Source organism: Cyanothece sp. BG0011 (genome assembly GCF_003013815.1).
Taxonomy (GTDB): domain Bacteria; phylum Cyanobacteriota; class Cyanobacteriia; order Cyanobacteriales; family Microcystaceae; genus Crocosphaera.
On sequence record NZ_PRLH01000005.1, the window covers coordinates 1 to 23,985 of the forward strand.

The following is a 23,985-nucleotide window of genomic DNA, read 5'->3' on the forward strand; positions in this document are numbered from 1 at the left end:
AACAGTAGGATAATTTTTTATTCTGACATCTTGCACCCCTTACATAAAAACCAACCAAAAGACTAGAGAGAATCAATTCTCAATGAGTTACACTCAAAAATAAACACTATTGCTACCCCCTCTAACGCCCCCTTTTGTGAGGGGGAGAACCCTTGCCTATTCCCCATTCCCTACCCCCCCTGCCCCCTAACCCCCCCTGCCCCCTAACCCCCCCTGCCCCCTAACCCCCCTGCCCCCCTTATAAAGGGGGGTGTGGGGGGTGTGGGGGGTGTGGGGGGTTATTTATTGATGACGAAACCCCAATAGTAATATAAAACTAGCTAAAATAGCCAACAAACTTCCTAATAAAAAAGGAGTTTGAGGAGTAGTTATTTGCCACAAAAACCCTGCTAAATAGTTAGCCGGCAATAATTCGTTTTTCTTGAGAGGAAGGGGTTTCTTGAATCCCTTTAACCAGTAGGCACACAGATATGATTCCTGATACAAGAGCAACCCAAAACACCAGACGAAAATTTTGCCCAGAGATTAAAAGGATAAGAGTGGCTGCTAAAGGACCAGAAAATGCGCCAATGGTATCAAGGGTTTGACGTAACCCGTAAGCGGCCCCCCGTTGCTCTATGGGGGTAACATCGGCAACTAAAGCGTTACGGGGAGCGACTCGAATCCCTTTTCCCAGGCGATCGCCAAACCGCGCCATTAAGACCCAAATTGGACTATTAGCTAAGGCAAATAAAGGAATAATTGCTGTTGAGAGTCCGTATCCAAGGATTGCTAGTTCTTTGCGCCGTCCCCAATAATCACTTAATGCCCCTGAAAACAGTTTCAAAATCGAGGCGGTAGATTCAGCAATTCCTTCAATCAGCCCTATGATACTGACATTAGCACCTAAAATAGACACCAAAAACAAGGGTAAAATCGATTGAATGGCTTTTGTCCCAAAATCTGTAAATAGGCTAACTAAGCCCAAGATCCAGACATTACGATCAATATTTTTTAATCCTTTCTTTGATTGACTTGAGGGTTTATGAGAAGACATGAAACTAATTGAGAGTGATTAAGTAAATAGACATAATTAAATGGATAAAACTTGTAGGGTGGGCAATGTCTCAAATAGTTTCTGATTCAGGTTTGTCAGCTTTTTCTTAACATTGCCCACCTTACGTTTATTGATAACCAGCTACATAGTTACGAGATTTTAGAAATTATTAATTATGTAGGGGCTTAATAATATTAAGCCCCTACGGTAGTTTTTCCAAAGAACTATAATCACAATCAGGTAAATTCTTCTCTAAATTTTGTAAAAGAGGGAGACGATAGCCCAATAAACAAAGTAGCACGCCAATGGCTGATAATAAAGCACATTGTAAAGCCATTCCTGCCCCCTCTCCTGTGCCAAAAATACCCCCCAAAAGGTTAGCTAAAACCGCTCCTTTCTCCATAGCCGGTTCAAAAAGATAATCGGCCATCGGTCCACCGATAACCAAAGCTAAGGTTAACACAATTTGACTGATTAAAGAGCGAGTGGCAAACACTTTTCCCTGTACAGAAGTGTCTACTTTAGATAGCCAAATACTTTGATAAAAACTCCCTGGGAATAGAGCAAAAAAGCCCCCACTAAAAGCAAAAATAATCCAAATAATAGGATCAGGAAATAATCCTAACATCATTAAACTACCTAATTGTAACCCTCGACCTAACAAAAGATTATTGACCCGATTTTTTGTTCCTCCCCAAATGGTCATAAAAACAGCACTTAACATATTACCAATACCAAAAATCATCATAACCGTTCCTAAGACTTTTTCTTGAGTTCCACTCCTCGCTAAAACCATCGGAGACAAAATAGCTACATTAGTATTTAAAATAAAAAGATGAACCAAAAAAATGGAAAGTAAAGCCACTAAACTCGGACGCTGACTTAAATAATTAAACCCAAAAGTTAACTCTTGAAAAAAAGTTTCCCAGTTGAGAAATTTTTGAGTTATATTTTCAGGAGTAGAACCGGGAGGAATCCTGACATAAATAATTGTAGCAATTGCGATAATAAACGTAATTAAATCAACAGTAAGAACCCCTGAAAATCCAATATAAGCATAGAGAAATCCGGCTGACATGGGGGCAACTGTATAAGCGATTCCTTGTTGTACCCCATTCATAGCGCTTGCCCTTGTGTAGTGTTTTTTAGGAACCATTAAAGCAATTAATGGCAGAAAGGTTAGGGTTTGAATCTGGCTAAATAATCCATTAATGGCACCGGTCAAATATAAGTGCCAAATTTGCAAATCATTAGTTAAAAAAAGTAATAAAATAACGATAGTAGATAGTCCAGCTACTCCATCACCAATCATTAATAATTGTTTGCGATCAAAACGATCAACAATGACCCCCGCAAACAAAGCAGCGAGGATTTTAGGGGTTTGAGAGAAAAAGAGAAGTAGGGATAACGGGGTGGCTTGCCCTGTGGTTTCCCAAGCCCAAATAGTGACAGCAAAATTGGTCATTTCTGAACCAATTAAAGAAGCCAGTTGACCTAACCAAATGATAAAAAAAGTAACCATAATTACAGCAAAAAGTCTCGTAATTCTTCTAGGATTAATTGAGTTCCGTTGGGTCCGTTGAGTCCATTCCAAAGATGATAAGTTGTAAAATAAACTCTGTCGTTTTGACTGGCTTCTAAACCATTAGCAATTTGATTATTTTGCCAACTCTGTTGGGCTGGTTTTGATTGACTGGTTTTAACAAAAGAATCCAGAGATTTTTCTGATGAACTGTCTATGGTTTCGTCTGTATCCTGACTGTAACCCATCACAATAATAATATCCGCTTCATTTAATTGAGGTAACGCTTCAACGGAAATGGGAATACTGGGACCTTTTGCCTTGACAGAGGGTAAAGAAACTATCTCAAAACCGACCCCTTGCATCACTTCTCCTAGATAAGTATTCGGTTGAATAACAATCACTTGATCTTGTAAATTATTCATCCCCAAAAGTAATAATTTCGGGGATTTTTCCACCACAGAAGCTAAGTCTTGACGGGCTTGATCAATGGCTTTTTGATGAGTTGCGATCGCTTGTTCGGCCTTTTCTTCATCCCCTAAAATTTTGGCCATATCTTTGATGGTTTCTTGCCATTGTCCCCCCACCGTACGAACCCCCCAAATAAAAGTAGGGGCAATTTGTTTAAGGAGATCATAACTGCCTTTATTTCTAATTTCTCCGAAAATAACATCAGGTTTCAACGCGGCCAATTTTTCTAAAGAGGGTTCCCCCCCTAAACCCACATTAACCGGCTGTGTGGTCACTTTTTCCCCTAAATAGGGTATTTGTTGAGACGGATTGTTAAATCTATCTTCTGGTTGAAAAACCCCCGGTGCAGCGTAAGGAAACCCATACCCAGTCGGTTGATAACCCAAGGATAAAAGTAAGTCGAGATAATGAGGACTCAAGACGACAATTTTCTCTGGTTTGCCACATATTTCGGTGGTATCTACAGCGTGTTCAATGGTACGACAATCGTTATTAGATGGATTACTATTCGATGTTTGTTGAACCGTTGTATCAGAAGCACTACAAGCAACAATCATTAAGGAGGTAATAAGACTCAGAAAGATTAATTTTAGGGTTTTAGAAATGGTTAACATAAGCTGTTTAAGTGAGATAAGAACATAAGTAGGGGTTAAAGCAGTTATCAGTTATTAAAAATTGATAATTGAGAATTAGTTAAATATTCTAAATTCTGCATTCTACATTCTTAATTCTATTCACTGTTGCTAACCCCTGAATTGGTTAAAAACGAATCGTAAAACTTCCAATAGCGGTAAAGGGTTCCCCTGGATAAATTTCATCATTACGGCTATTTTCACTACCTTGAATATAATTATCATCAAAAACATTTCTAATATTCAAAGCTAACCGCCAATTATCCCGTTCATAAAAGATAGCTGCATTTGCTAGGGTATAACTTTCGAGACGAAAACTATTATCAAGATCCCCAAAGCGATCGTCAACATAGTTCACACCACCGCCAAATCCTAACCCCTGAAAAAAGCCGTCTTGAATTTGATAAGTTACCCAGAAATTAGCACTATGTTCAGGGACATTAAACAAACGATTACCGATGAGACTTATATCATTATCTTCTGTGATTTCTGCGGTAATATTAGCATAGTTAAAAACAACATTTAACCCTGGAATAATTTCACCGATAACATCTAATTCAACCCCTCGACTATTTTGTTCTCCCACCGCTACTGAAAAATTAGGAAATAGGGGATCAGCTACAGCGACATTATTTTTAGTAATATCAAAATAAGCCAAATTAATAGACAGCTTTTTATTCAAAAGTTCTGCCCGAATGCCAATTTCATACTGTTCAGATTGTTCTGGATCGAGAAATTCAAGATCAACTGTTTGAGCGCTATTAGGAAAGAAAGATTCACTATAACTTCCATACAAGGAAACTTCTTCTATGGGTTGATACACAATACCTACCCTCGGAGAAACTGCGTCTTCATACTGTACATTTTCATCCGCATTAGGATTATTTCTGTTCAAGCTTTCTTGTTCTGTACTGTCATAACGAAACCCTGCCACTACCTTTAAATTTTCAAATAATTCAATTTGATCTTGCACCGAAACCCCTAAACGATCAACTTGAGTATCAATAAAAGTAAAAATGGGTTCTTGATTAAAATCAGGACGAGGAACCGTTCCATAAACTGGATCAAAAACATTTAAAGGAATAAAACCAGATGGGGAAAAACGTCCTCTTCCAATATTACCTAATTGCTCTCGTCGGTTGAGATCCAAACCCACTAAAAATTTATGTTTGATTGACCAAGTATTAAACTTACTAATTAATTTCGTTTGCATTTCATAGTTGGTACTGGGTTGATCCAATTCAATAAAGCTACGAAAAAGAGTATCGGTTTGTTCATCAAAAAAGATACTAAACGCATTCGTAAACTTGGTATCATACCGCAAATAGGTAAAGCCATTTTCAAACTTGAAGTTATCGCTAAATTCATGTTCAAATTTATAGCCAACCCTTAAGGTTTCTCCTCTTAAAAAGTCTTGAGGTTCTCCAAAAACACGGGCATTGGGGGTACTAATTACCGCATCGCCAATGGCAAGTACCCCAAAGTCCGCAGGGCGATCATCGTCGGAATATTCCAGGTTAATGTTCAATTTTGTCTGATCGCTCGGTTGCCAGGTTAAACTAGGGGCGATAAATTTCCGCTCCATATAAGTGTCAAAGTCTCGGAAACTTTCTTCATTACGATAGGAAAAATTGATGCGATACAATAGGGTTTTATCCGCATTGAGGGGACTATTCAAATCAATGCTAGGACTTAAAAACCCTCGATTTCCGGCTTGAAATTGTACTTCATAAAAGGGTTCTTCTTGGGGTTGTTTGGTAACAATATTGATTACCCCACCGGGTTCGGATGCACCGTATAAAATGGAAGCCGGCCCCTTTAACACAGTGACACTTTCGACGTTGGTTAAATCTTGGAAACCACTGTTACCAGTTCTTCCAAAGGTTTGCCGAAATCCATCTCGCAATACGCTAGAACTATCAAACCCCCGTATCTGGAACCGTTGACCCCTGGGATCTCTTGAGTTTTGCTGGACCCCACTGACATTCCTTAATGCATCATCAAGGCGGATCACTTGTTGATCTCGAAGAACCTCTTCGGGAACGGTTTGAACGGAAAAAGGAATATCCCTTAAGGGTGTATCAGTTCCTACGGCGGTACGACTAGTTGCCGGTGAATCGGGGTTAAAATACCCGCTTCCTTCAACTTCATCCGTTACCACTAATTCGATCGCTTCGTCGTCTTCTGTGGTTTCTTCTGTTGGGGTTTCTTCGGTTTCGGTGTCTGGGGGTTGTTCGGTTGTATCTAAACTCAACACCAGTCGTCCATCTTCCCTATTGAGATTTACTGTCGGTAAGCTTTCTCTACCAATGACAGTAATCTCAACCACATTATTGGGTAGTTGGGTCACCCTAATGCTTTCAACTCCTTCTGTGGGGTTTTCTTGCAGAAAGTTTCCCCCGGTCAAAAGATTTAATTGTGCGTTAGAGATTTCAGCAAAAAAGGTGGTTCCGAAACTCCCTGAAAAAATGGCAGGCTCGGCTCCTGGTGGGGTTTCTAAGATGATCTCTAGCCCTCCGTCTGTTGGATTGATTTGGATATTGGTAACACTGATTTGTGCTTGGACTGAAGGGGCAATACACACGGCCATTGCACCCCATAACACTCCAGAAACAACATTATTTAATTTCATTTCACACCACAAAATTAACGATTAAATCCTTAATGCTCTATTAAGAATTTTTCCTAAGTAAATACGGTAATTGATAATGATAATTTTTGTCAAATATTTTTCAAGGCTCAAAGGGATCTGGTTTCAGTTAATCAATTCATAGGAAATATTGCCCTTAAACAGAGTTAAGGACAGGGGTTGCCTGAGATTAATTCTTAGGATAGGTGGGTTAAATCACCAATAATTTTGAGCTTATTATCAATAGATATTATCAATAAGAAGACAAAAAATTTTAAGTAAAGAAGAGAATAAAGAGCAGGGGGAGGAAACGGTTGATCTTCTTTCGACTCTCCCTACACTGGCGATCACTGTTTAGTCGCTGCGATCGCTAATTTAGCCCCTTGAACTTGGCGAACCCTATCCATTACCGTAACAACACGACCATGATCCACTTGTTTATCAGCATTAATAATCACTAAACCTTGCTGATTTTCCCCAATTAAGCCTGTAATCGAACTTTTAAGACTATCCACTTGAGTTGGCTGACGATCAACAAAGATGTCTCCATCCGGCTCAATAGTAACGTTAATTTGCTTGGTTTGTTGGGGTTCGGCAGTTTTCGCCGAGGGTAAATTAATGGGTAATCCCTCAGAACGGGTTAAAAACATGGTAGAAATGATAACAAAGGCCAAAATTGAGAAAATAACGTCAATCATCGGCACAATATTAATTTCTGCCGTGGTTTCGGTTTCATCGGGAAGTCGCATAGCTTTTTCCTCCTTTTTCATAAAACATACGATACAAGAGTTCTAACTGACCGCCATATTCTTGAATTGAAGCCAGTTCTCTTAAATAAAAAGAGCGAAACGAGTTGGCAAAGACAAGGGTAAAAATAGCCACTACTAACCCCATTACTGTCGAGGTTAACGCTTCGGAGATACCCCCTGTTACCCCGGCCGCATTGGTTCCGCCGACATTACCGATGTCCAAGGCAGAAAAAGACTGCATCAATCCTAAAATTGTCCCTAACAGCCCTAATAAAGGGGAAACAGCGATAATTGTTTGGAATAACGTATTAAAGCGTTTAAAAAGGGGTAATTCGGCTTGAGTTGCCGTTTCTAAGGCTAAGCGAAAATCTGTCGGGGTGGCATTTTCCAGGGCTAAAGCTTCGAGAAAAATACGACAAATGGGGAGATCGAGATTTTGCTTAAGTTTTGCGATCGCCGCAATCCCTTGCTCAGCCCGATAGAGTTTTAACACTGTCGTCACTACTTTGCTTTGGCGAGACTTGATGCGATACCAAAAAATCCCTCGCTCAATAATTAAGGCCACACCTAACAAGGAAAACAATAAGAGTGGCCAGGCCACAATACCACCAGAGACAAAAAAGTTTGTAAGAGACATCACTTATCGATAGCTATCTGTTTATTGAGAATCTATTTCAATGTATTGTATACTAACTTTTATAAATTTTGACAAGTATTATCAATAATTTTTTGATAACCGAGGTGAGCTATGGGGTAAGGGCTTCAATTGCAAATCATCAAAAACCCCTTAAAATAAAGGTTTTCAGCCAAAAACTTATCTTAACTTATCCACCTATGAAAATCTCTTATCCAAAATTATTATCAAAATAATCAAGAAGATTGCTGATGGTCTAGACACTGGATCAGCGATCGCTCCAAAATGGGAAAAATTTCCAATTGGGCCGAGTGAATAAAGAAGTGATCCCCAGGAAACAGATAATGTTCAAATGAGTTATTTGTGTGCTGAGACCAGGGGACTAATTCAGTTTCATTAGCTTCGGGATCATTGAGTCCGCCAAAAACAGTAATGGGACAGTTTAAAGGAGGTTTGGGTGTGTAATGATAGGTTTCTAAAATTTCAAAATCTGCCCTTAAAATTGGCATCAAAAGCTGCATTAATTCCTTGTCTTCTAATACTTGTTTCGGGGTTCCATTTAACTTATTAATTTCTTTGATAAAATCAGGCTCTGGTAATTGATGAATTGGGGGATCGAGATCCGGTAATTGAGGCGCAGGATGACCGGAAGCAAAAAGAAAAAAGGGTTGTATGCCGTAGTTTTGACGTAATTGATGGGCGACTTCAAAACAGACTAATGAACCTAAACTATGACCAAAAAAAGCGAAAGGTTTATCGAGATAAGGAAGTAAATTGGGGGTTATAGTTTCTACTAAATCAAGAAGTTTAGTCAAGGGGGTTTCTGAGATTCTTCCTTCTCTTCCCGGTAGTCGAATCGCACAAATTTCAATGGTATCTGATAAATGATTGGGCCAATGTCGAAAGATTCGAGTTCCGCCTCCTGCATAGGGGAAACAAAAAAGACGAATTTTTGCCTTAGGATTCGGCTGAGGTAAGTAAAGCCAAGGATTAGTAGAAAGCACCATTTTTTTTGAATTAAGGAAAACTTACTGTTTGAGTTTCATCTTGAGAGAGCGGTTTATCTTTTTGTTAAAAGTCATCAAATCAGCCATATAGCTAAAGATGACAGGAATGACTATTAATGTCAATAAAGTAGAGGTACATAAACCACCAATGACGGCAATGGCCATAGGACTTCGCACTTCTCCATCGGCACCCCAGGCCAAAGCGATGGGTAACATTCCGGCAATGGTGGAGAGGGTTGTCATGGAAATGGGGCGCAAACGGCATAACCCTGCCCCCACCAAGGCCTTAAATTTGGGCTGATTTTTTTCCATAGCAGCTAAGGCAAAATCAACCAATAAAATTGCATTTTTAGTGACCAAACCCATCAATAAAACAATCCCAATTAAAGCAAATAAACCTAATTCCTTTTGAGTTAATAATAATCCCAATAAAGCCCCACCAATGGATAGAGGTAAAGACATCATAATGGTCAAAGGATAGAGAAAATTGCTGTAAAGTAAGACTAAAATCACATAAATACAGAGAATTGATAAACTCAACGCCCCCAAAAAGCGACTGAAGATATCCTTCATAATCTTGGCATCTCCAAAAGGTTCTTCAGACACTTCAGGGGGTAAAGGATTCATGGCAGGTAAGGCCCTAATTTGGTCTAGAGCATCCCCCAAAGAAATGCCTTGTAAATTGCCAGAAAGTTCCACTTGACGATAACGATTAAATCGCCGTATTTGGGCCGGTCCGCTACCATAACGCAGGGTGGCCACAGCATTTAATGGAACTAACGTTCCATCATCCCTAGGAACTCGAAGATTTTTGAGGGTATTAATATCCTGTTGTTGCTCAGAAGCCACTTTAACGCGGATGGGAATTTGGCGATCTGGCAGGTTAAATTTAGCTAAATTAAAGTTGACATCTCCTAAAAAAGCTAAGCTGGTGGTTTGGGCGATCGCTTGTACAGATACCCCTAAATCCGTTGCCCGTTGGGGGTCAGGTTCAACGATAATCTCTGGTTTAACTAAACTGAGACTAGAGGTTACTTCCACCAAACCGGGAATTTGTGCCATCTGTTGTTCTAAGGTCTTAGCTGTGGTGGTTAAAGCCATGGGGTTACTACTTTTGAGAATGATCGATAAGTCTTTACTACCACTCACAGCCCCTTCGCTTCTAAAGGTGACTCTAGCTCCGGGTATAGCGGATAATTGAGGACGAATTTCCTCTTTAAACCCTTGTTCTGATATATTTCGCTCATCTTTCGGTAGTAATTTAATGTACATTAGAGCTTCATTCACCTGTCCATCATCCCCCACATGGGACAGAATTTGAGCCACCGCCGGATGGGGTTGCATCATAGCCGTCGCCTGTTGCACCACCTCTTCTGTATCTTGCAAAGTTGACCCTGGTGGTAACTCAACACTGACACGACTTAACCCTGTATCTCCTGCATTAAATAAACCCTTGGGAATAAACGGAACCAACTGTAAACTGGCAATAAAAAAAACAATCGCTAACAAAAGCGTCACCATAGGATGACGTAAAGACCAAATCAAGAGACGACGATAAAGATTGAGAGGATAAAATTGCTGAGGCTCAAGGTTATTATTATTTTTCTTTCGAGGTTTTGATTGCAGTAACCGTGAACATAATAGGGGAATAATCGTAGTAGCCACTAAAGTAGAAAACAGGGTAGCTACCGAGACAGTTACCCCAAAAGGCTGAAAATATTGACCCGGAATACCCCCCATAAACCCAAGGGGCATAAATACCCCGACAATAGTGGCGGTGGTGGCCACCACCGCTAAACCAATTTCTACCGAACCGTCCCAAGCCGCTTGTAAGGGATCTTTGCCTCTTTGCAGATGAGAGTCGATATTTTCAATCATACAAATCGCATCATCCACTAAATTCCCAATAGCCAGAGCCAGTGCCAACAAAGTCATGCTATTGAGAGTATAGTTAAGCAAACCCATGACGGCAAAGGTAGGAATGAGGGATAAAGGCAGAGCAATAGAGGTGATCAGGGTTGCTCGCCAATCTTTTAAAAATAAACCCACGACTATCACGGTTAAAAGACAACCCAACATTAAAGCGTCAAAGGTTCCTTTGTAAGTGCTGCGAATGTAATCTCCCAAAGTAAAAATTAAGGTAAATTGAATATCGTCGGCAAGGGTTTGTTCTAATGCTTGAACCACTTGACGCACTTGTTCTTCTACCGTGACTAAGGTGCTGCCCGTACTGCGAACTACGGAGAACCCAACCACAGGTTGACCGTTGAGATAGGCTGACTGTCTCGGATCAGCGTAACTATCTTGAATCTCTCCTAAACTGTCCAAAGCAATGCGATCGCCGTTACTTAAAATAATGGGATAATCTTTTAAAGCGGAGATAGACTGAACACTACCGAGGGTGCGAATATTTTGTTCTTGTCCCCCAATTTGTGAGCGTCCCCCTGGTAAATTAAGATTAAAGTTACGAATTTGTTCATTTACTTCTGTTGCCGTAATACCGTAAGCTAAGAGGGCATCTGGCTCTAAATCCACTCGAATTTCACGGTCAACCCCTCCTAAACGGTTCACTTGCCCTACCCCTTCTATATTCAATAAGGCTCTGGCAATGTCACGGTCAACGAGATCGCTTAATTCTTCGACCGATCGTTGTTGAGAAGCCACCCCATAGGTTAGGATCGCTCCCCCGGCAAAGTCTACCCGTTTGACAATGGGTTCATCAATATCTTGGGGTAAGTCTTGACGAATACCATTGACGGCATTTTGAACATCATTGCTGGCTTGATTAGCATCGGTTCCCAGGACAAAGTTAATGATGGTGTTACTATTTTCGTCGGTTACAGTGGAGAGAATTTCTTCGATATTTCCTAATCCTGCCACAGCATCCTCAATTTTTTGGGTAACTTGTGTTTCCAATTCCGTGGGACTTGCTCCTCGCTGAGTAATATTGATACTAACGACAGGAACATCAATATTGGGTTCATTATCAATGCCTAGATTAGTAAAAGACACCAGGCCAATGAGCGTTATTGTCAGAAAGACCACAAGAACGGGAATGGGATTTTTAATCGACCAAGTGGAAAGGTGAAAGGACATGATCTCAAATCTGTTGCAATACTATAGTTTCTAGGAGGATAGGGGGCTTATTGAGGAAGAACAATGGGATCGCCATCTTTGAGATAGGCGGTTCCTTTGAGCACTAAAGTTTCTCCCTCTCTCAGTCCTTTGAGAATTTCGATCCGTTGGTTAGAGAGAATTTCTCCTGTTTCGACACGGCGCGCTTCAACGGTATTATCGGGTTTAACTAAGTAAACTAAAGCACTGCCATCCTCTTGTGGTAACACTGACTCTAGGGGAACGCTTAAGGTGTTACTGATACGGGTAACAATGGTTCCTCGTAAAAACATTCCTGGTTTTAGGGAGGGGTTTGAAGGTAAATCGACCACTAATGTAGCTTGACGGGAGGTTTCATCAATTAATGGTTCGATTTCCCGTATTTTTGTTTGAAATTTTAGAGTTGGATCTTTATCTGAGGTAATGAGCACTGTTTGTCCTCGACGAATTCTGGTTAATTGTGTTTCAGGGATTTTGATTTGTAATTCTAAACGACCATTTTCAATCACCGTAAATAAGGGACGTGAAGCAGTGGTAATATCTCCTAGTTTTGCCTCTCGTTTCGTGATTTTTCCCCTGACAGGACTAATGATTTTAGTGTTTTCCAGTTGGGCTAAACGGACTTGATATTCTGCTTTGGCTTCTGCTAACTCGGCCACTGCTTGAGCAATGGTTTCTCTTCGTGGACCGGCTTCTAGTTGGGCGAGTTTCTCTTTTGCTTCTGTGAGACGGGCTTGATTTTCTTCTAATGTCCCTCTTTTGATGCGTTCCTCGTTGATCACTTCATCTAAGCGATCGCGAGTAATGACACTCTCGGCTTCTAAGCTTTGATTTCTCTGGACTCGTTCCTGTGCTAAGGTTAAATCGGCTTCGGCTTGAGCAAGGTTGGCTTCCATTTGTTGAACGCTGGCCTTGGCTTGAGCAATTTCCTCAACTCGGTTCCCAGCGCGCAGTTCGGCTAAACGGGCCTCGTGCTTAGCCACCCTCGCTTTGGCTTGTTGTAATTGGGCTTGTTCGACTGAATTATCCAAACTCACTAAGGTTTGACCCGGGTTAATCCACTCCCCTTCATCGGCAAAGATTTCTAGAATTTGTAATCCTGTCTTTTGGGAGTAAATGGGGATCGATTCCACCGGAACAATTGTTCCTGTGGCTTCAAGGGTATGCTTAAGGGGATAGGTCTCAACGCTAGTTACTGTCACTGTTTGTGGTGTCTTTGGGGACTGAGTTATGGGTGTAGCAGTGGTTGGCGACTCTTCTGTTGACAGCATGGGTAATAGTTTGATTGCGCCAAAGGTGATCATCATCCCCATTGCGATCCCTAAAATCAGTTGTTTGTCTTTGAAAAACCCACGGGAAAAGACATTTTTCTTTTTCTCTGTTGATAAAACGGAGTCTTGGTTAAGAGAGTTATTCGCCACGATAATTTTTAAAATTGTTCTGACATATAGAAGTTTAACATTGACAAAAAAACAATAATGTGCATCCACTATTGAAAACTCATATTGATTAATAATTGAGAATTTTTTCAATAACAGTCTAGCAAACCTTACAAATATATCATGTAACTATTGTCATGAGCATTTGGCTCTTGCTAAGTCTCTTCTCTAAAAATGCTTTCAAAAGCCAGTTGTAGAGGAAAATCTGAACCAACCATCGTCTAACATCTCAAGATTAGTGATAATTAATTTCATTAATACCTTGACTATTATCAAAATCTGGTTTAGCATCATCTCTAGATTATTGATAGAGACTCTCATTAAGCTCCAACTAATCATAGGACTCAAATCTGAAAAAATCTGACAAACATCGAATTACGGCTATTAGCAGTAATTCTGAGTTAATGCCTCACCGTGACCATAACTTTTAGGGCCATATAGGACTATAAAATGACTGTTTGCTTAGAAAACCAGTTGAATTTACTTGAATCCACGAACTTAGTCGATATTCTGCGCTATCGGGGAGAATATCAACCCGATAAATCCGCTTACACTTTCTTAGCAGATGGAGAAACAGAAACCGATCAGCTAACTTATGGAACATTACTCGCGTCAGCAGAAGCGATCGCGGTTGAACTACAATCACGCATTTCCCCAGGCGATCGGGCGTTATTACTCTATCCATCGGGTTTAGAGTTTATTTCCGCTTTTTTTGGCTGTTTATTAGCTGGTGTTGTGGCTATTCCCGTTAATTTGCCCAAGAAGAACCAAAAAATGAAGCGAGTGGCTTCTATTCTCGAAAATGCACAAACAAACGTCATTTTAAGCACTCAGTCTCAAATATCAGCCTTAGCCTCTCAATTAGCGTTAGAAAACGTAACTTATCTCGCAACAGATACCTTAAATAAAGAAAAGAATTCCCAGTTTCAAATAATAGAGATATCAGGAGATACCTTAGCTTTTTTGCAATATACCTCTGGTTCAACTGGCGATCCCAAAGGAGTGATGGTTAGTCATGAAAATATCTTAACTAACTTACTGGATCAAGATTTAGGGGCAAAACACGATCAAGATAGCGTAATCGTCACTTGGTTACCAGCTTTTCACGATATGGGGCTACTTTATGGCATTTTATTCCCTGTTTACAAAGGAATTACCTGTTATATGATGCCCCCCATCGCCTTTTTACAGCGTCCTATTCGTTGGTTACAAGTCATTTCTAAATATGGTGGAACTCACACGGCGGCCCCTAATTTTGCCTATCAGCGTTGTGTTGATAAGATTACAGAAGAACAAATCAAAGCGTTAGACTTAAAAGGGTGGAAAGCTGCGTTTAATGGTGCAGAACCCATAAAAATAGCAACTTTAAAAGAATTTGCTCAAAAATTTCACCCTTGTGGCTTTAATTTCCAAACTTTTTGTCCTGCTTATGGGTTAGCCGAAGCAACGTTAAAAGTCACAACCGTCACTAAAGATCAGCTGATTCAAGTTTGTCAGGTTGAGAAAGAAGCTTTAAGTCAAAATAGAATTGTTATAACCGATAACTTAGATAATTCTCAACTATTAGTTAGTTGTGGACAGACAGAAATTGACACAGAGATAGCTATTGTCAACCCAGACACCCTGCAACGCTGTCAAAACGATGAAGTGGGAGAAATTTGGGTTAAGGGAAAAACCATAGCGCGAGGGTATTGGCAACGTCCTGAAGCGACACAAGAGACATTTTGTGCAACTATCGCAGATACGGGGGAAAGTCCGTATTTACGCACAGGAGATAATGGTTTTCTTTATCAAGGTCAACTTTACATCACCGGACGGCTCAAAGATGTCATTATTATTCGGGGAGGTAACTATTATCCCCAAGATATTGAACAGAGTGTGATTGAATCTCATCCTGACTTATTGGCTGATTGTAGCGCAGCTTTTACCATAGAAGTGGAGGGAGAAGAACAATTAGTGATTGTTCAAGAAGTGGCAAGAACTGCGATAAGACGGTTAAATGAAGTAGAGGTAATAGAAGCTATTTGTCAAGCGGTTTTTGAAGCATTTGAATTGTCTGTTTATGCCATTGCTTTAATTAAACCAGCCTCCATTCCTAAGACTTCGAGTGGTAAGATTCAGCGTCGTTTGTGTCGTCAACAATTTCTAAATGATCAACTTAAATTAGTTAGTAATTGGATAAACCCGACAGCAAAAAAAGGTCTGACTGATGATCGAAATGAGAAGGAAAGTTTAGGTCATTCGGTTATTTCAAGAGAGGATATAACAGCAAGAGATATTCAAGATTGGTTGGTTACTTATTTTTCTAAAATATTAAACAAAAAACCTCAAAACCTTAGTATAAATACTCCTTTAGCCAATTATGGATTAGATTCTGTTATAGGAATTGAACTAATTGAAGCCTTGGAAAAATGGTTGAATATTGAAATTGAACCCACCATTTACTATGACTATCCTACCATTAAAGCTTTAGCAGAAGGATTAGCAGAAGAAATCAATGAATAAAAAAATACGAATTTTGTTAATTTTAATAGGAAAGATTCTGTGAGGGAAAATGGTTAACAATAAATCAAGAAAAGACATTGCTATCATTGGTATGGGTTGTCGTTTTCCAGGGGCAAAACATCCCCAAGAATTTTGGGAATTATTGAAAACGGGCAAAAATGCCGTTACAGAAGTCCCATTGCAACGATGGGATATTGAAAAATATTATCATCAAGATCCTGATATTCCAGGGACCATGAATACACGCTGGGGTGGTTTTCTCCATAATATTGATCAATTTGATGCTCATTTTTTCGGCATTTCTCCCCGTGAATGTCAACATTTAGATCCCCAACAGCGATTAATTTTAGAAGTGGCTTGGGAAGCGTTAGAAGACGGGGGTATTATTCCTGAAACCCTGAGTGGTAGTCAGACAGGGGTATTTATGGGACTGAGTAACCAAGACTATCATCGTCTTTTGTATCAAGATGCAGCCCGTTGTGATGCTTATTGTAGTACCGGGACTTCTCCAGCGATCGCAGCTAATCGCTTATCCTATTTATTAAATTTACAAGGGCCCAGTTTAACCCTTGACACCGCTTGTGCCTCTTCTTTGGTTGCGGTTCATTTAGCTTGTGGCAGTTTACAACAAAAAGAATCAAATCTCGCCTTAGTTGGGGGAGTTAACCTAATTATTTCACCCAATCAAACCATTGCCTTTTCTCGCAACCGTATGATGTCCCCTGATGGTAAATGTAAGACCTTTGATGCAGGGGCCAATGGATATGTGCGAGGAGAAGGATGTGGGGTTGTTGTCTTGAAACCCTTAGAAGATGCGATAAGAGACGGAAACAATATTAAAGCCATCATTCGGGGTTCAGCTATCAATCAAGATGGGTTAAGTCAAGGATTAACCGCCCCTAATAGCTTGGCGCAACAACGAGTCATTCGTCAAGCATTAGCCAATGCAGAGGTGAACCCTTCCGATATTAGTTATGTAGAAACCCACGGGACGGGGACATCTTTAGGGGACCCCATTGAGGTTAAGTCTCTTAAAAAAGTGTTAATGAAGGGACGAAATACAGAGCAAACCTGCTGGTTAGGGTCAGTTAAGACCAATATTGGTCATTTAGAGTCGGCTGCGGGGATAGCAGGGTTAATTAAAACGGTGTTATGTTTGCAAAACAGAGAAATTCCTGCGGTTTTACATTTTGAGGCGTTAAACCCTTATATTTCTTTGAAAAAGACTACTTTTGTCATTCCCACAACCTGTGAACCCTGGAACATCCAACAAGGGTCACGGTTAGCTGGCGTGAGTTCCTTTAGTTTTGGGGGAACCAATGCCCATCTTATTGTAGAAGAAGCTGCGGTTTTGGGTGATCAGAACAACGCAGACATCGCCAAAAATAACATTGAACGTCCGGTACATCTTCTTACCCTTTCAGCCAAAACTCAGAAAGCGTTAGGAAATTTAGTACAAGATTATTACAGTTATTTACAATCTCCTCAAACTCCGACCCTTGCTGACATCTGTTTTAGTGCCAATACTGGCCGTTCGACCTTTGAGTATGGTTTAGCCATCGTGTCTCAGTCTCTTGAACAGTTAAAACAGCAGTTAGAAGGGTTAATGAGAGGGGAAACGGTGGTTGGTTGTTTTCAGGGACAAATAACAGAAGAAAGTGATCCAAGGGTGGCTTTTTTGTTTACGGGACAGGGTTCTCAATATGTAAACATGGGTCAACAATTGTATGAAACGTCTCCTATTTTTCGTCAGGTTATTGATGAATGCGATCACATTTTAAAGCCTTATTTAGATGACCCCCCCCTCGCCCCCCCTTATCAAGGTGGGGGAATAGATGACCCCCCCCTCGCCCCCCCTTATCAAGGTGGGGGAATAGATGACCCCCCCCTCGCCCCCCCTTATCAAGGTGGGGGAATAGATGAGACGATTTATACACAACCGGCTTTGTTTTCCATTGAATATGCTTTGGCTAAACTATGGCAGTCATGGGGGGTTCATCCTACGGTTGTTATGGGTCATAGTGTGGGGGAATATGTAGCAGCTTGTATCGCTGGCGTGTTTAGTTTAGAAGATGGGTTAAAACTGATTGCGGCTAGAGGTAAATTGATGCAAGCTTTACCTAAAAATGGCTCAATGGTGGCTGTTTTAGGGACATTAGAACAAGTAGATAGTATTATTAAACCCTATGAAGATAAGGTAGCGATCGCCGCTATTAATGGGCCCAGAAGTTTAGTGATATCTGGGGAAAATAAGGCGATCAACGAAGTTATTAAGGGTTTAAAAGAGCAAGAGATTAAAACAAAAAAATTAATCGTTTCTCATGCTTTTCATTCTCCGTTGATGCAGCCAATGTTAGAGGAATTTAAGAAAGTTGCTGAAGAGATTAACTATTCTTTGCCTAACATTGAAATCATTTCTAATGTCACGGGATGTTCTATTAAAGAAGAAATGACGAAACCTGACTATTGGGTTAATCATGTTACGTCACCGGTTAACTTTTATGGGGGTTTTCAAAGTTTATTAAAGGAAGATTGTGACATCTTGTTAGAAATTGGTGCTAAACCTATTTTATTAACTATGGGTAGAATGATTATTGAAGATAAGCAAGAAAAAACTTATCATTATTTACCTAGTTTACGTCCTGGTAAGGCTGACTGGGAACAAATGTTAGAGAGTTTAGCTCAATTATCAATCAAAGGATATCAAATTAATTGGCAGCAATTTGAACAAGATTATAATCGTTCTTTTGTTTCTATTCCCACCTATCCCTGGCAACGTTCCCGTTATTGGTTTGAGGAATCTTCCTCTGACTTGAAAACTCAAGAAACCTCTAATCTATCAAGAAAAATAGAAAGAATTAAAAACAAGATTAATATTGTTAATCATGATTCTTCATTGGAAAACTCTGAGTTTGTTGAGCAAATAAAAAATAGTTTTAAAAATGAACAATTATTGTTAATTATCGAATATGTACAAGAACAAGTAGCCCTAGTTCTTGGGTTAGATAAATCTCAGGCACCCGGAGCCAAAGTAGGATTTTTTCAAATGGGGATGGACTCTTTAATGGCAGTAGAATTAAGGAATAAATTAGAAGCGACTTTTGGGTTAGCTTTATCAACCACATTGGCTTTTACTTATCCTAATATACAAACCTTATCAACTTATTTATTAGAGCGTCTTAACCAGAGATGGAAAAGAGAAAAACTACGGGGAGGAAGACATAAATTTCCCTTGGATAAATTACAAAAAAATAGAAAAATTAAGACTAACAAAAGTCTTCACAGTTTAGTCAAAGAAATCAACCAATATTCTGATGAAGAAGTGGAAGCATTAATTAAGAAAAAAATCACAGAAATTTTAAACGAGTAAGTCATCAAACCCCCATCAAATAATACAAAAATTTTGAAATATTGACTGATAAAACAATGGCTCAGGATACCGTAAAAATTGCTCATTTATCTCCTATTAAACAAGCATTCCTTGCCCTAGAAGAAATGCAAAATAAACTAACAGAAAAAGAAAATAAAAATGAAGAGGCGATCGCTATTATTGGTCTGGGTTGTCGCTTTCCAGGAGGGGGCAATGATCCCGAAAGTTTCTGGCAACTGTTAAAGGATAAGAGAGATGCGGCGATTAAAATCCCTACAAGCCGTTGGAAATCACAAAAAAAAGAACATTTTGGTAGCTTTTTAAATATTCCTGTTGATCAGTTTGATGCTTCCTTTTTTGGGGTTGCCCCCCGTGAAGCTAAATATCTTGACCCCCAACAACGGTTATTATTAGAAATTAGTTGGGAAACCTTAGAATATGGAGCAATATCACCTAATAGCTTAAAAGATAGCCAAACAGGGGTATTTATCGGCATTAATTCCTCAGATTACCTACAATTACAACTAAACGACAAGGATCTCGATGCCTACGCCTTCACGGGAAACACCCCCAGTGTAGCAGCCGGACGACTCTCTTATTATTTAGGACTACAAGGACCAACTTTAGCCATAGACACCGCTTGTTCTTCCTCTCTGGTTGCCGTTCATCTTGCTTGTCAAAGTTTACGGAACCGAGAATGTTCTCTGGCCTTAGCAGGGGGAGTTAACCTGATGTTGGCCCCTCAACCCTACGCTATCCTCTCTAAGATGCAAGCATTAGCCAAAGATGGACGCTGCAAAACCTTCGATGCTAATGCGGACGGTTATGGACGGGGAGAAGGATGTGGGATGGTGTTACTGAAGCGATATAAAGATGCGATCGCCGATAATGATCAAATTTTAGCAGTCATTCGCGGAACGGCCATTAACCATGATGGGTCCAGTAGTGGGTTAACGGTTCCCAACGGCCTAGCGCAAGAAAAGGTCATTAAAGACGCTTTAGGCAACGGACAAGTTGCCCCCCATCAAGTCAATTATATCGAGGTTCACGGCACAGGAACCGCCCTAGGAGACCCCATTGAGGTAGAGGCGTTAAGCAATGTCTATGGCTACCAGAGAACGGCGGAAAATCCCTTAATTTTGGGGTCAGTCAAGACCAATATTGGCCATTTAGAAGCAGCCGCCGGTATTGCCAGTTTAATTAAAGTTGTCCTCAGTTTACAACATCAAGAATTACCGGCCCATTTGCACTTAAAAACCCTTAATCCTGGGATTTCTTGGGATAATTTACCGTTAACCATTGCTATGGAGAAAATGGACTATATAAGACGGGATAATTCACCGAGAATGGCTGGTATTAGTTCATTTGGCATGAGTGGGACCAATGCCCATCTTATTGTAGAAGAAGCCCCCCAACCCTCTTTAGAAAGAGGGGCAAGAGAACGACCTTTGCACATTTTGACCTTATCTGCCAAGACGGAGAAGGCATTACAAGATTTAATTCAAAAATATCGCACCTATCTACAATCTCCTAATAGTCCTACTTTAGCTAATCTCTGTTATACCGCCAACGTAGGGCGATCGCATTTTGATTATCGTTGCTATGCCCTTGCTTCTACCTTACCTGAGTTATCTCAACAGTTAGACACTTTATCCGAATCGATAAAAAAGGTGAAAAAACAGTCAAAAATTGCCTTTTTATTCACGGGACAAGGTTCTCAATACATCAATATGGGACGGGAGTTATACGAAACCTCTCCTTTATTTCATAATATTATTAATCAATGCGATCGGATTTTACAAAGTTATTTAAATGAGTCTTTAATTAATGTTTTATATGATCCCACCCTTGCCCCTCTTAGTCAGGGAGGTGGGGGAATAGATGACCCCCCCTTAGCCCCCCCTTATCAAGGTGGGGGAATAGATGACCCCCCCTTAACCCCCCCTTATCAAGGTGGGGGAATAGATGAAACGATTTATACACAACCGGCTTTATTTTCTCTTGAATATGCTTTGGCTAAACTGTGGCAATCTTGGGGTATTCATCCTGATGTGGTCATGGGGCATAGTGTGGGGGAATATGTAGCCGCTTGTCTGGCTGGGGTTTTCAGTTTAGAAGATGGGTTAAAATTGATCGCAGCTAGGGCAAAGTTAATGGAGTCGTTACCGCAACAGGGTAAAATGGCGGTTGTTTTTGCCTCTGAAATAGAGACTAAGCAGATTATCAAAAATTTTGATGTAGAAATAGCTGCTATTAATGGCCCTCGATGCTGTGTGATTACAGGGGAAAGATTAGCCATTGATGAGACTGTTAAAAAAGTAGAATCTTTAGGGATAGAAAGTCGTTCACTAACGGTTTCTCAAGGGTTTCATTCTCATTTAATTGATCCTATGTTAGATAAGTTTAGAAATGTAGCAAAAGAGATCAATTATGCTTTGCCTAATATGCCCATAATTTCTACGGTTACAGGGAAACGAATTCAACCTCAAGACGTAATTAATGCTGATTATTGGCTTAAAAATTGTCGTCAAACGGTGCAATTTTTTAGAGGGATGCAAACCCTATCTGAACAAAACTATGACATCTTTTTAGAGATCGGGCCAAGTCCCACCTTGATAGGAATGGGCCGCCGTTGCTTACCAGAAAATGTGGGGGTATGGTTGCCATCCTTGCGATCAAACCAGTCTAACTGGGAAACGATGTTACAGAGTTTAGGGGAATTATACCGTTGTGGGATTGAAATAGATTGGCAACAGTTCGATCAAGACTATCCTCGTTTTCGTCTTCCGTTACCCACTTATCCTTTCCAAAGACAGTCTTATTGGTTGGATACCCTTCCTAACCCTCAAACCCCTTCATCCCTACCCGAAAACGCATTTTATCAGAGGGTTTGGCAACCCCAACCGAAACAACCACAAGATCAACTCACTGGGGGCCATTGGTTACTGTTTGCCGACGATGGCAATGTGGCTATTACTCTAGCGCAAGAGTTAGAAGCAGAGGGACATCATTGTTATTTGGTGTTTCCGGGTGGGGAATATCAAAGCATCTCAGAGAAACAATGGACCATCAATATCCGTAACCCCCAAGACTTTCACCGGTTGCTGAAAACCCTTCCCCGTTGCGATCGCATTGTTCATTGTTGGAACCTCAATAGTCACGCCACCGACGCATTAACCCCCCAAACCTTACAAAATGATCAGTTACGCAACTGTGGTAGTCTGTTATATCTGGTACAAGCATTAAATACCGTTTCCTTGAACCCTCGTTTATGGGTAGTGACTCAGGGAACGTTTAATGAAGAGTTACTACTAGAGACTGCAAGGGAGCAGGGAGCAGGGAGCAGGGAGAGTTTACAACCAGTTAAAAATAAGGAAGAAACTTTATCCCTTTCTCAAACACCAGTCTGGGGGTTAGGTCGAGTTATTGCCCTAGAATATCCTGATATTTGGGGCGGTTTAATTGATATTTCCCTAGAATATAGTAAAAATGTGATAAATGGTTTACGAGAAGAACTATTAAACCCAGAAATTGCCTCAGAGGTGGCTTTAACTTCTCAACAGCGTTATGTGTCTCGTTTGGTTGCATCCCCCCCTAACCCCCCCTTGGTAAGGGAGGGGAAAGACAATGGAGAGTTTTCTATGTCTGATCAAGGATCTTATGTAGTAACAGGGGGTTTAGGAGGGTTAGGACTCAAATTATCGGCTTGGATGGTTGAAAATGGCGCAAAGCATCTAATTTTACTGGGTCGAAGTCAAGCCAAACCGGAAGCAAAAGCTGTTATTGCAGACTTACAACAGCAAGGAGTCACCATCGAAGTTAAGCAAGTGGATGTCTGTGATGCTGAAGCAGTGGCTAACCTATTACAAGACAATGACGATATACGGGGTATTGTTCATTTAGCCGGCTGTTTAGATGATGGGGTATTAATTAATCAAAGTTGGCCACGGTTTGAAAAAGTTCTTTCTCCTAAACTTATGGGGGCATGGAATTTACATCAATATTCTCAACATTTATCGTTAGATTTTTTCGTTTGTTTCTCTTCTATCGCTTCGGTTTTAGGGTCGCCTGGACAGGGAAATTATGCTGCAGGTAATGCGTTTTTAGATAGCTTATCTGACTATCGTAATAGTCGTAATTTACCAACTTTAACCATTAACTGGGGTCCTTGGGCAGAAACAGGTATGGCGGCTAATCTGACAAATAATAGTGAGAAACGATGGGAAAATGCCGGTGTTGACTTAATTGAACTTGATCAAGGATTAGCCACTTTAAAGGGACTGCTACAAGAAAAGGTGAGTCAAACAGCCGTTTTTCCTGTTGATTGGAAAAAGTTCTTACAACAGTTTCCTATTTATCAAAATAATGGGTTATTATCTGAGATTATTAAACAGCATAATTTACAACCAAAAGCAAGCTTATGGGAACAATTACAACCCTTATCTACTAAAAAAAGAAAAGCCCTATTAATCGAAAAAATACAAGAAGATGTTACCCTATCTTTGGGGTTAAACGCTCAAGAAAATTTAGAGACCCAATTAGGGTTTTTCGACTTAGGAATGGACTCATTAATGGCCTTAGAATTTAGACAACGTTTACAAACTCGGTTAGGGCGATCGCTTCCTAATACCCTAACTTTTGATTACCCCAATATTGAAGCAATTAGTAACTATATTTTAGAACAATTTAAAGATGAAACTGAAACTCAAAAAGAGAGTAAAACCCAAGAAAAAAATGAATTTCAAGAACTAGAAGGACTTTCCGATGAAGAATTATCAGCTTTTATTGATAGTGAATTTAACCAAATTATAGAAACCTAACCTTAACATTGGTAGGGGTGAACGGCCATCAAACCCTACCAAAAACCTGATTTTAAA

General features: G+C 40.2%; 11 protein-coding genes and 1 pseudogene. 3 read left to right on the forward strand and 9 right to left on the reverse strand.

Annotated elements, in window-relative coordinates; genetic code table 11:
* Positions 1-412 precede the first annotated feature (412 nt).
* The 9 genes and pseudogenes from C4E06_RS01720 to C4E06_RS01760 form a co-directional block, all read right to left on the reverse strand.
* Positions 413-1,036 (reverse strand): annotated as a pseudogene (locus C4E06_RS01720) (MFS transporter); the annotation flags it as partial.
* A 202-nt stretch (positions 1,037-1,238) separates the two neighbouring features.
* Positions 1,239-2,558 (reverse strand): MFS transporter, encoded by a 1,320-nt coding sequence (locus C4E06_RS01725; RefSeq protein ID WP_107666506.1) that lies wholly within the window; start codon positions 2,556-2,558, stop codon positions 1,239-1,241.
* Between the two features lie 2 nt (positions 2,559-2,560).
* The gene (locus C4E06_RS01730) at positions 2,561-3,643 is read right to left on the reverse strand and encodes an ABC transporter substrate-binding protein (RefSeq protein ID WP_107666507.1); all 1,083 of its coding nucleotides are present in this window, start codon (positions 3,641-3,643) and stop codon (positions 2,561-2,563) included.
* A 145-nt stretch (positions 3,644-3,788) separates the two neighbouring features.
* Positions 3,789-6,293, reverse strand: coding sequence for a TonB-dependent siderophore receptor (locus C4E06_RS01735; RefSeq protein ID WP_107666508.1), 2,505 nt, complete (start codon positions 6,291-6,293; stop codon positions 3,789-3,791).
* Between the two features lie 344 nt (positions 6,294-6,637).
* The gene (locus C4E06_RS01740; RefSeq protein ID WP_107666509.1) at positions 6,638-7,039 is read right to left on the reverse strand and encodes a biopolymer transporter ExbD; all 402 of its coding nucleotides are present in this window, start codon (positions 7,037-7,039) and stop codon (positions 6,638-6,640) included.
* Positions 7,023-7,676 carry a MotA/TolQ/ExbB proton channel family protein gene (locus tag C4E06_RS01745; RefSeq protein ID WP_107666510.1) on the reverse strand — a complete coding sequence of 218 codons (654 nt, stop codon included), beginning with the start codon at positions 7,674-7,676 and terminating at the stop codon, positions 7,023-7,025. Before C4E06_RS01745 ends, C4E06_RS01740 begins: the two co-directional genes overlap by 17 nt.
* A 233-nt stretch (positions 7,677-7,909) precedes the next feature.
* On the reverse strand, positions 7,910-8,680 hold the full coding sequence (locus tag C4E06_RS01750) for a thioesterase II family protein (RefSeq protein ID WP_107666511.1): 771 nt from the start codon (positions 8,678-8,680) through the stop codon (positions 7,910-7,912).
* 21 nt (positions 8,681-8,701) lie between these two features.
* Positions 8,702-11,776, reverse strand: coding sequence for an efflux RND transporter permease subunit (locus C4E06_RS01755; protein WP_107666512.1), 3,075 nt, complete (start codon positions 11,774-11,776; stop codon positions 8,702-8,704).
* 47 nt (positions 11,777-11,823) lie between these two features.
* Complete coding sequence (locus C4E06_RS01760; protein WP_198648220.1) at positions 11,824-13,215, reverse strand: efflux RND transporter periplasmic adaptor subunit; 1,392 nt, start codon at positions 13,213-13,215, stop codon at positions 11,824-11,826.
* A 468-nt stretch (positions 13,216-13,683) separates the two neighbouring features.
* On the opposite strand from C4E06_RS01760, the gene C4E06_RS01765 reads away from it, so the two are divergent.
* Genes C4E06_RS01765 through C4E06_RS01775 form a run of 3 tightly spaced genes read left to right on the forward strand, consistent with a single transcriptional unit; the run spans position 13,684 to position 23,928 of the window.
* Entirely contained in the window at positions 13,684-15,738 is a 2,055-nt protein-coding gene (locus C4E06_RS01765; protein ID WP_107666513.1) for an AMP-binding protein, read from the forward strand.
* A gap of 49 nt (positions 15,739-15,787) precedes the next feature.
* Positions 15,788-19,108 carry a type I polyketide synthase gene (locus C4E06_RS01770; protein ID WP_107666514.1) on the forward strand — a complete coding sequence of 1,107 codons (3,321 nt, stop codon included), beginning with the start codon at positions 15,788-15,790 and terminating at the stop codon, positions 19,106-19,108.
* Between the two features lie 56 nt (positions 19,109-19,164).
* Positions 19,165-23,928: a type I polyketide synthase gene (locus tag C4E06_RS01775; protein ID WP_107666515.1), complete on the forward strand. Its 4,764-nt coding sequence runs from the start codon at positions 19,165-19,167 to the stop codon at positions 23,926-23,928.
* Positions 23,929-23,985: the final 57 nt, after the last annotated feature.

Bases quoted from the DNA above. Each gene is read 5' to 3' on its own strand.
- C4E06_RS01725 (WP_107666506.1), bottom strand. From the start codon at position 2,558: ATGGTTACTTTTTTTATCATTTGGTTAGGTCAACTGGCTTCTTTAATT.
- C4E06_RS01730 (WP_107666507.1), bottom strand. From the start codon at position 3,643: ATGTTAACCATTTCTAAAACCCTAAAATTAATCTTTCTGAGTCTTATT.
- C4E06_RS01735 (WP_107666508.1), bottom strand. From the start codon at position 6,293: ATGAAATTAAATAATGTTGTTTCTGGAGTGTTATGGGGTGCAATGGCC.
- C4E06_RS01740 (WP_107666509.1), bottom strand. From the start codon at position 7,039: ATGCGACTTCCCGATGAAACCGAAACCACGGCAGAAATTAATATTGTG.
- C4E06_RS01745 (WP_107666510.1), bottom strand. From the start codon at position 7,676: ATGTCTCTTACAAACTTTTTTGTCTCTGGTGGTATTGTGGCCTGGCCA.
- C4E06_RS01750 (WP_107666511.1), bottom strand. From the start codon at position 8,680: ATGGTGCTTTCTACTAATCCTTGGCTTTACTTACCTCAGCCGAATCCT.
- C4E06_RS01755 (WP_107666512.1), bottom strand. From the start codon at position 11,776: ATGTCCTTTCACCTTTCCACTTGGTCGATTAAAAATCCCATTCCCGTT.
- C4E06_RS01765 (WP_107666513.1), top strand. From the start codon at position 13,684: ATGACTGTTTGCTTAGAAAACCAGTTGAATTTACTTGAATCCACGAAC.
- C4E06_RS01770 (WP_107666514.1), top strand. From the start codon at position 15,788: ATGGTTAACAATAAATCAAGAAAAGACATTGCTATCATTGGTATGGGT.
- C4E06_RS01775 (WP_107666515.1), top strand. From the start codon at position 19,165: ATGGCTCAGGATACCGTAAAAATTGCTCATTTATCTCCTATTAAACAA.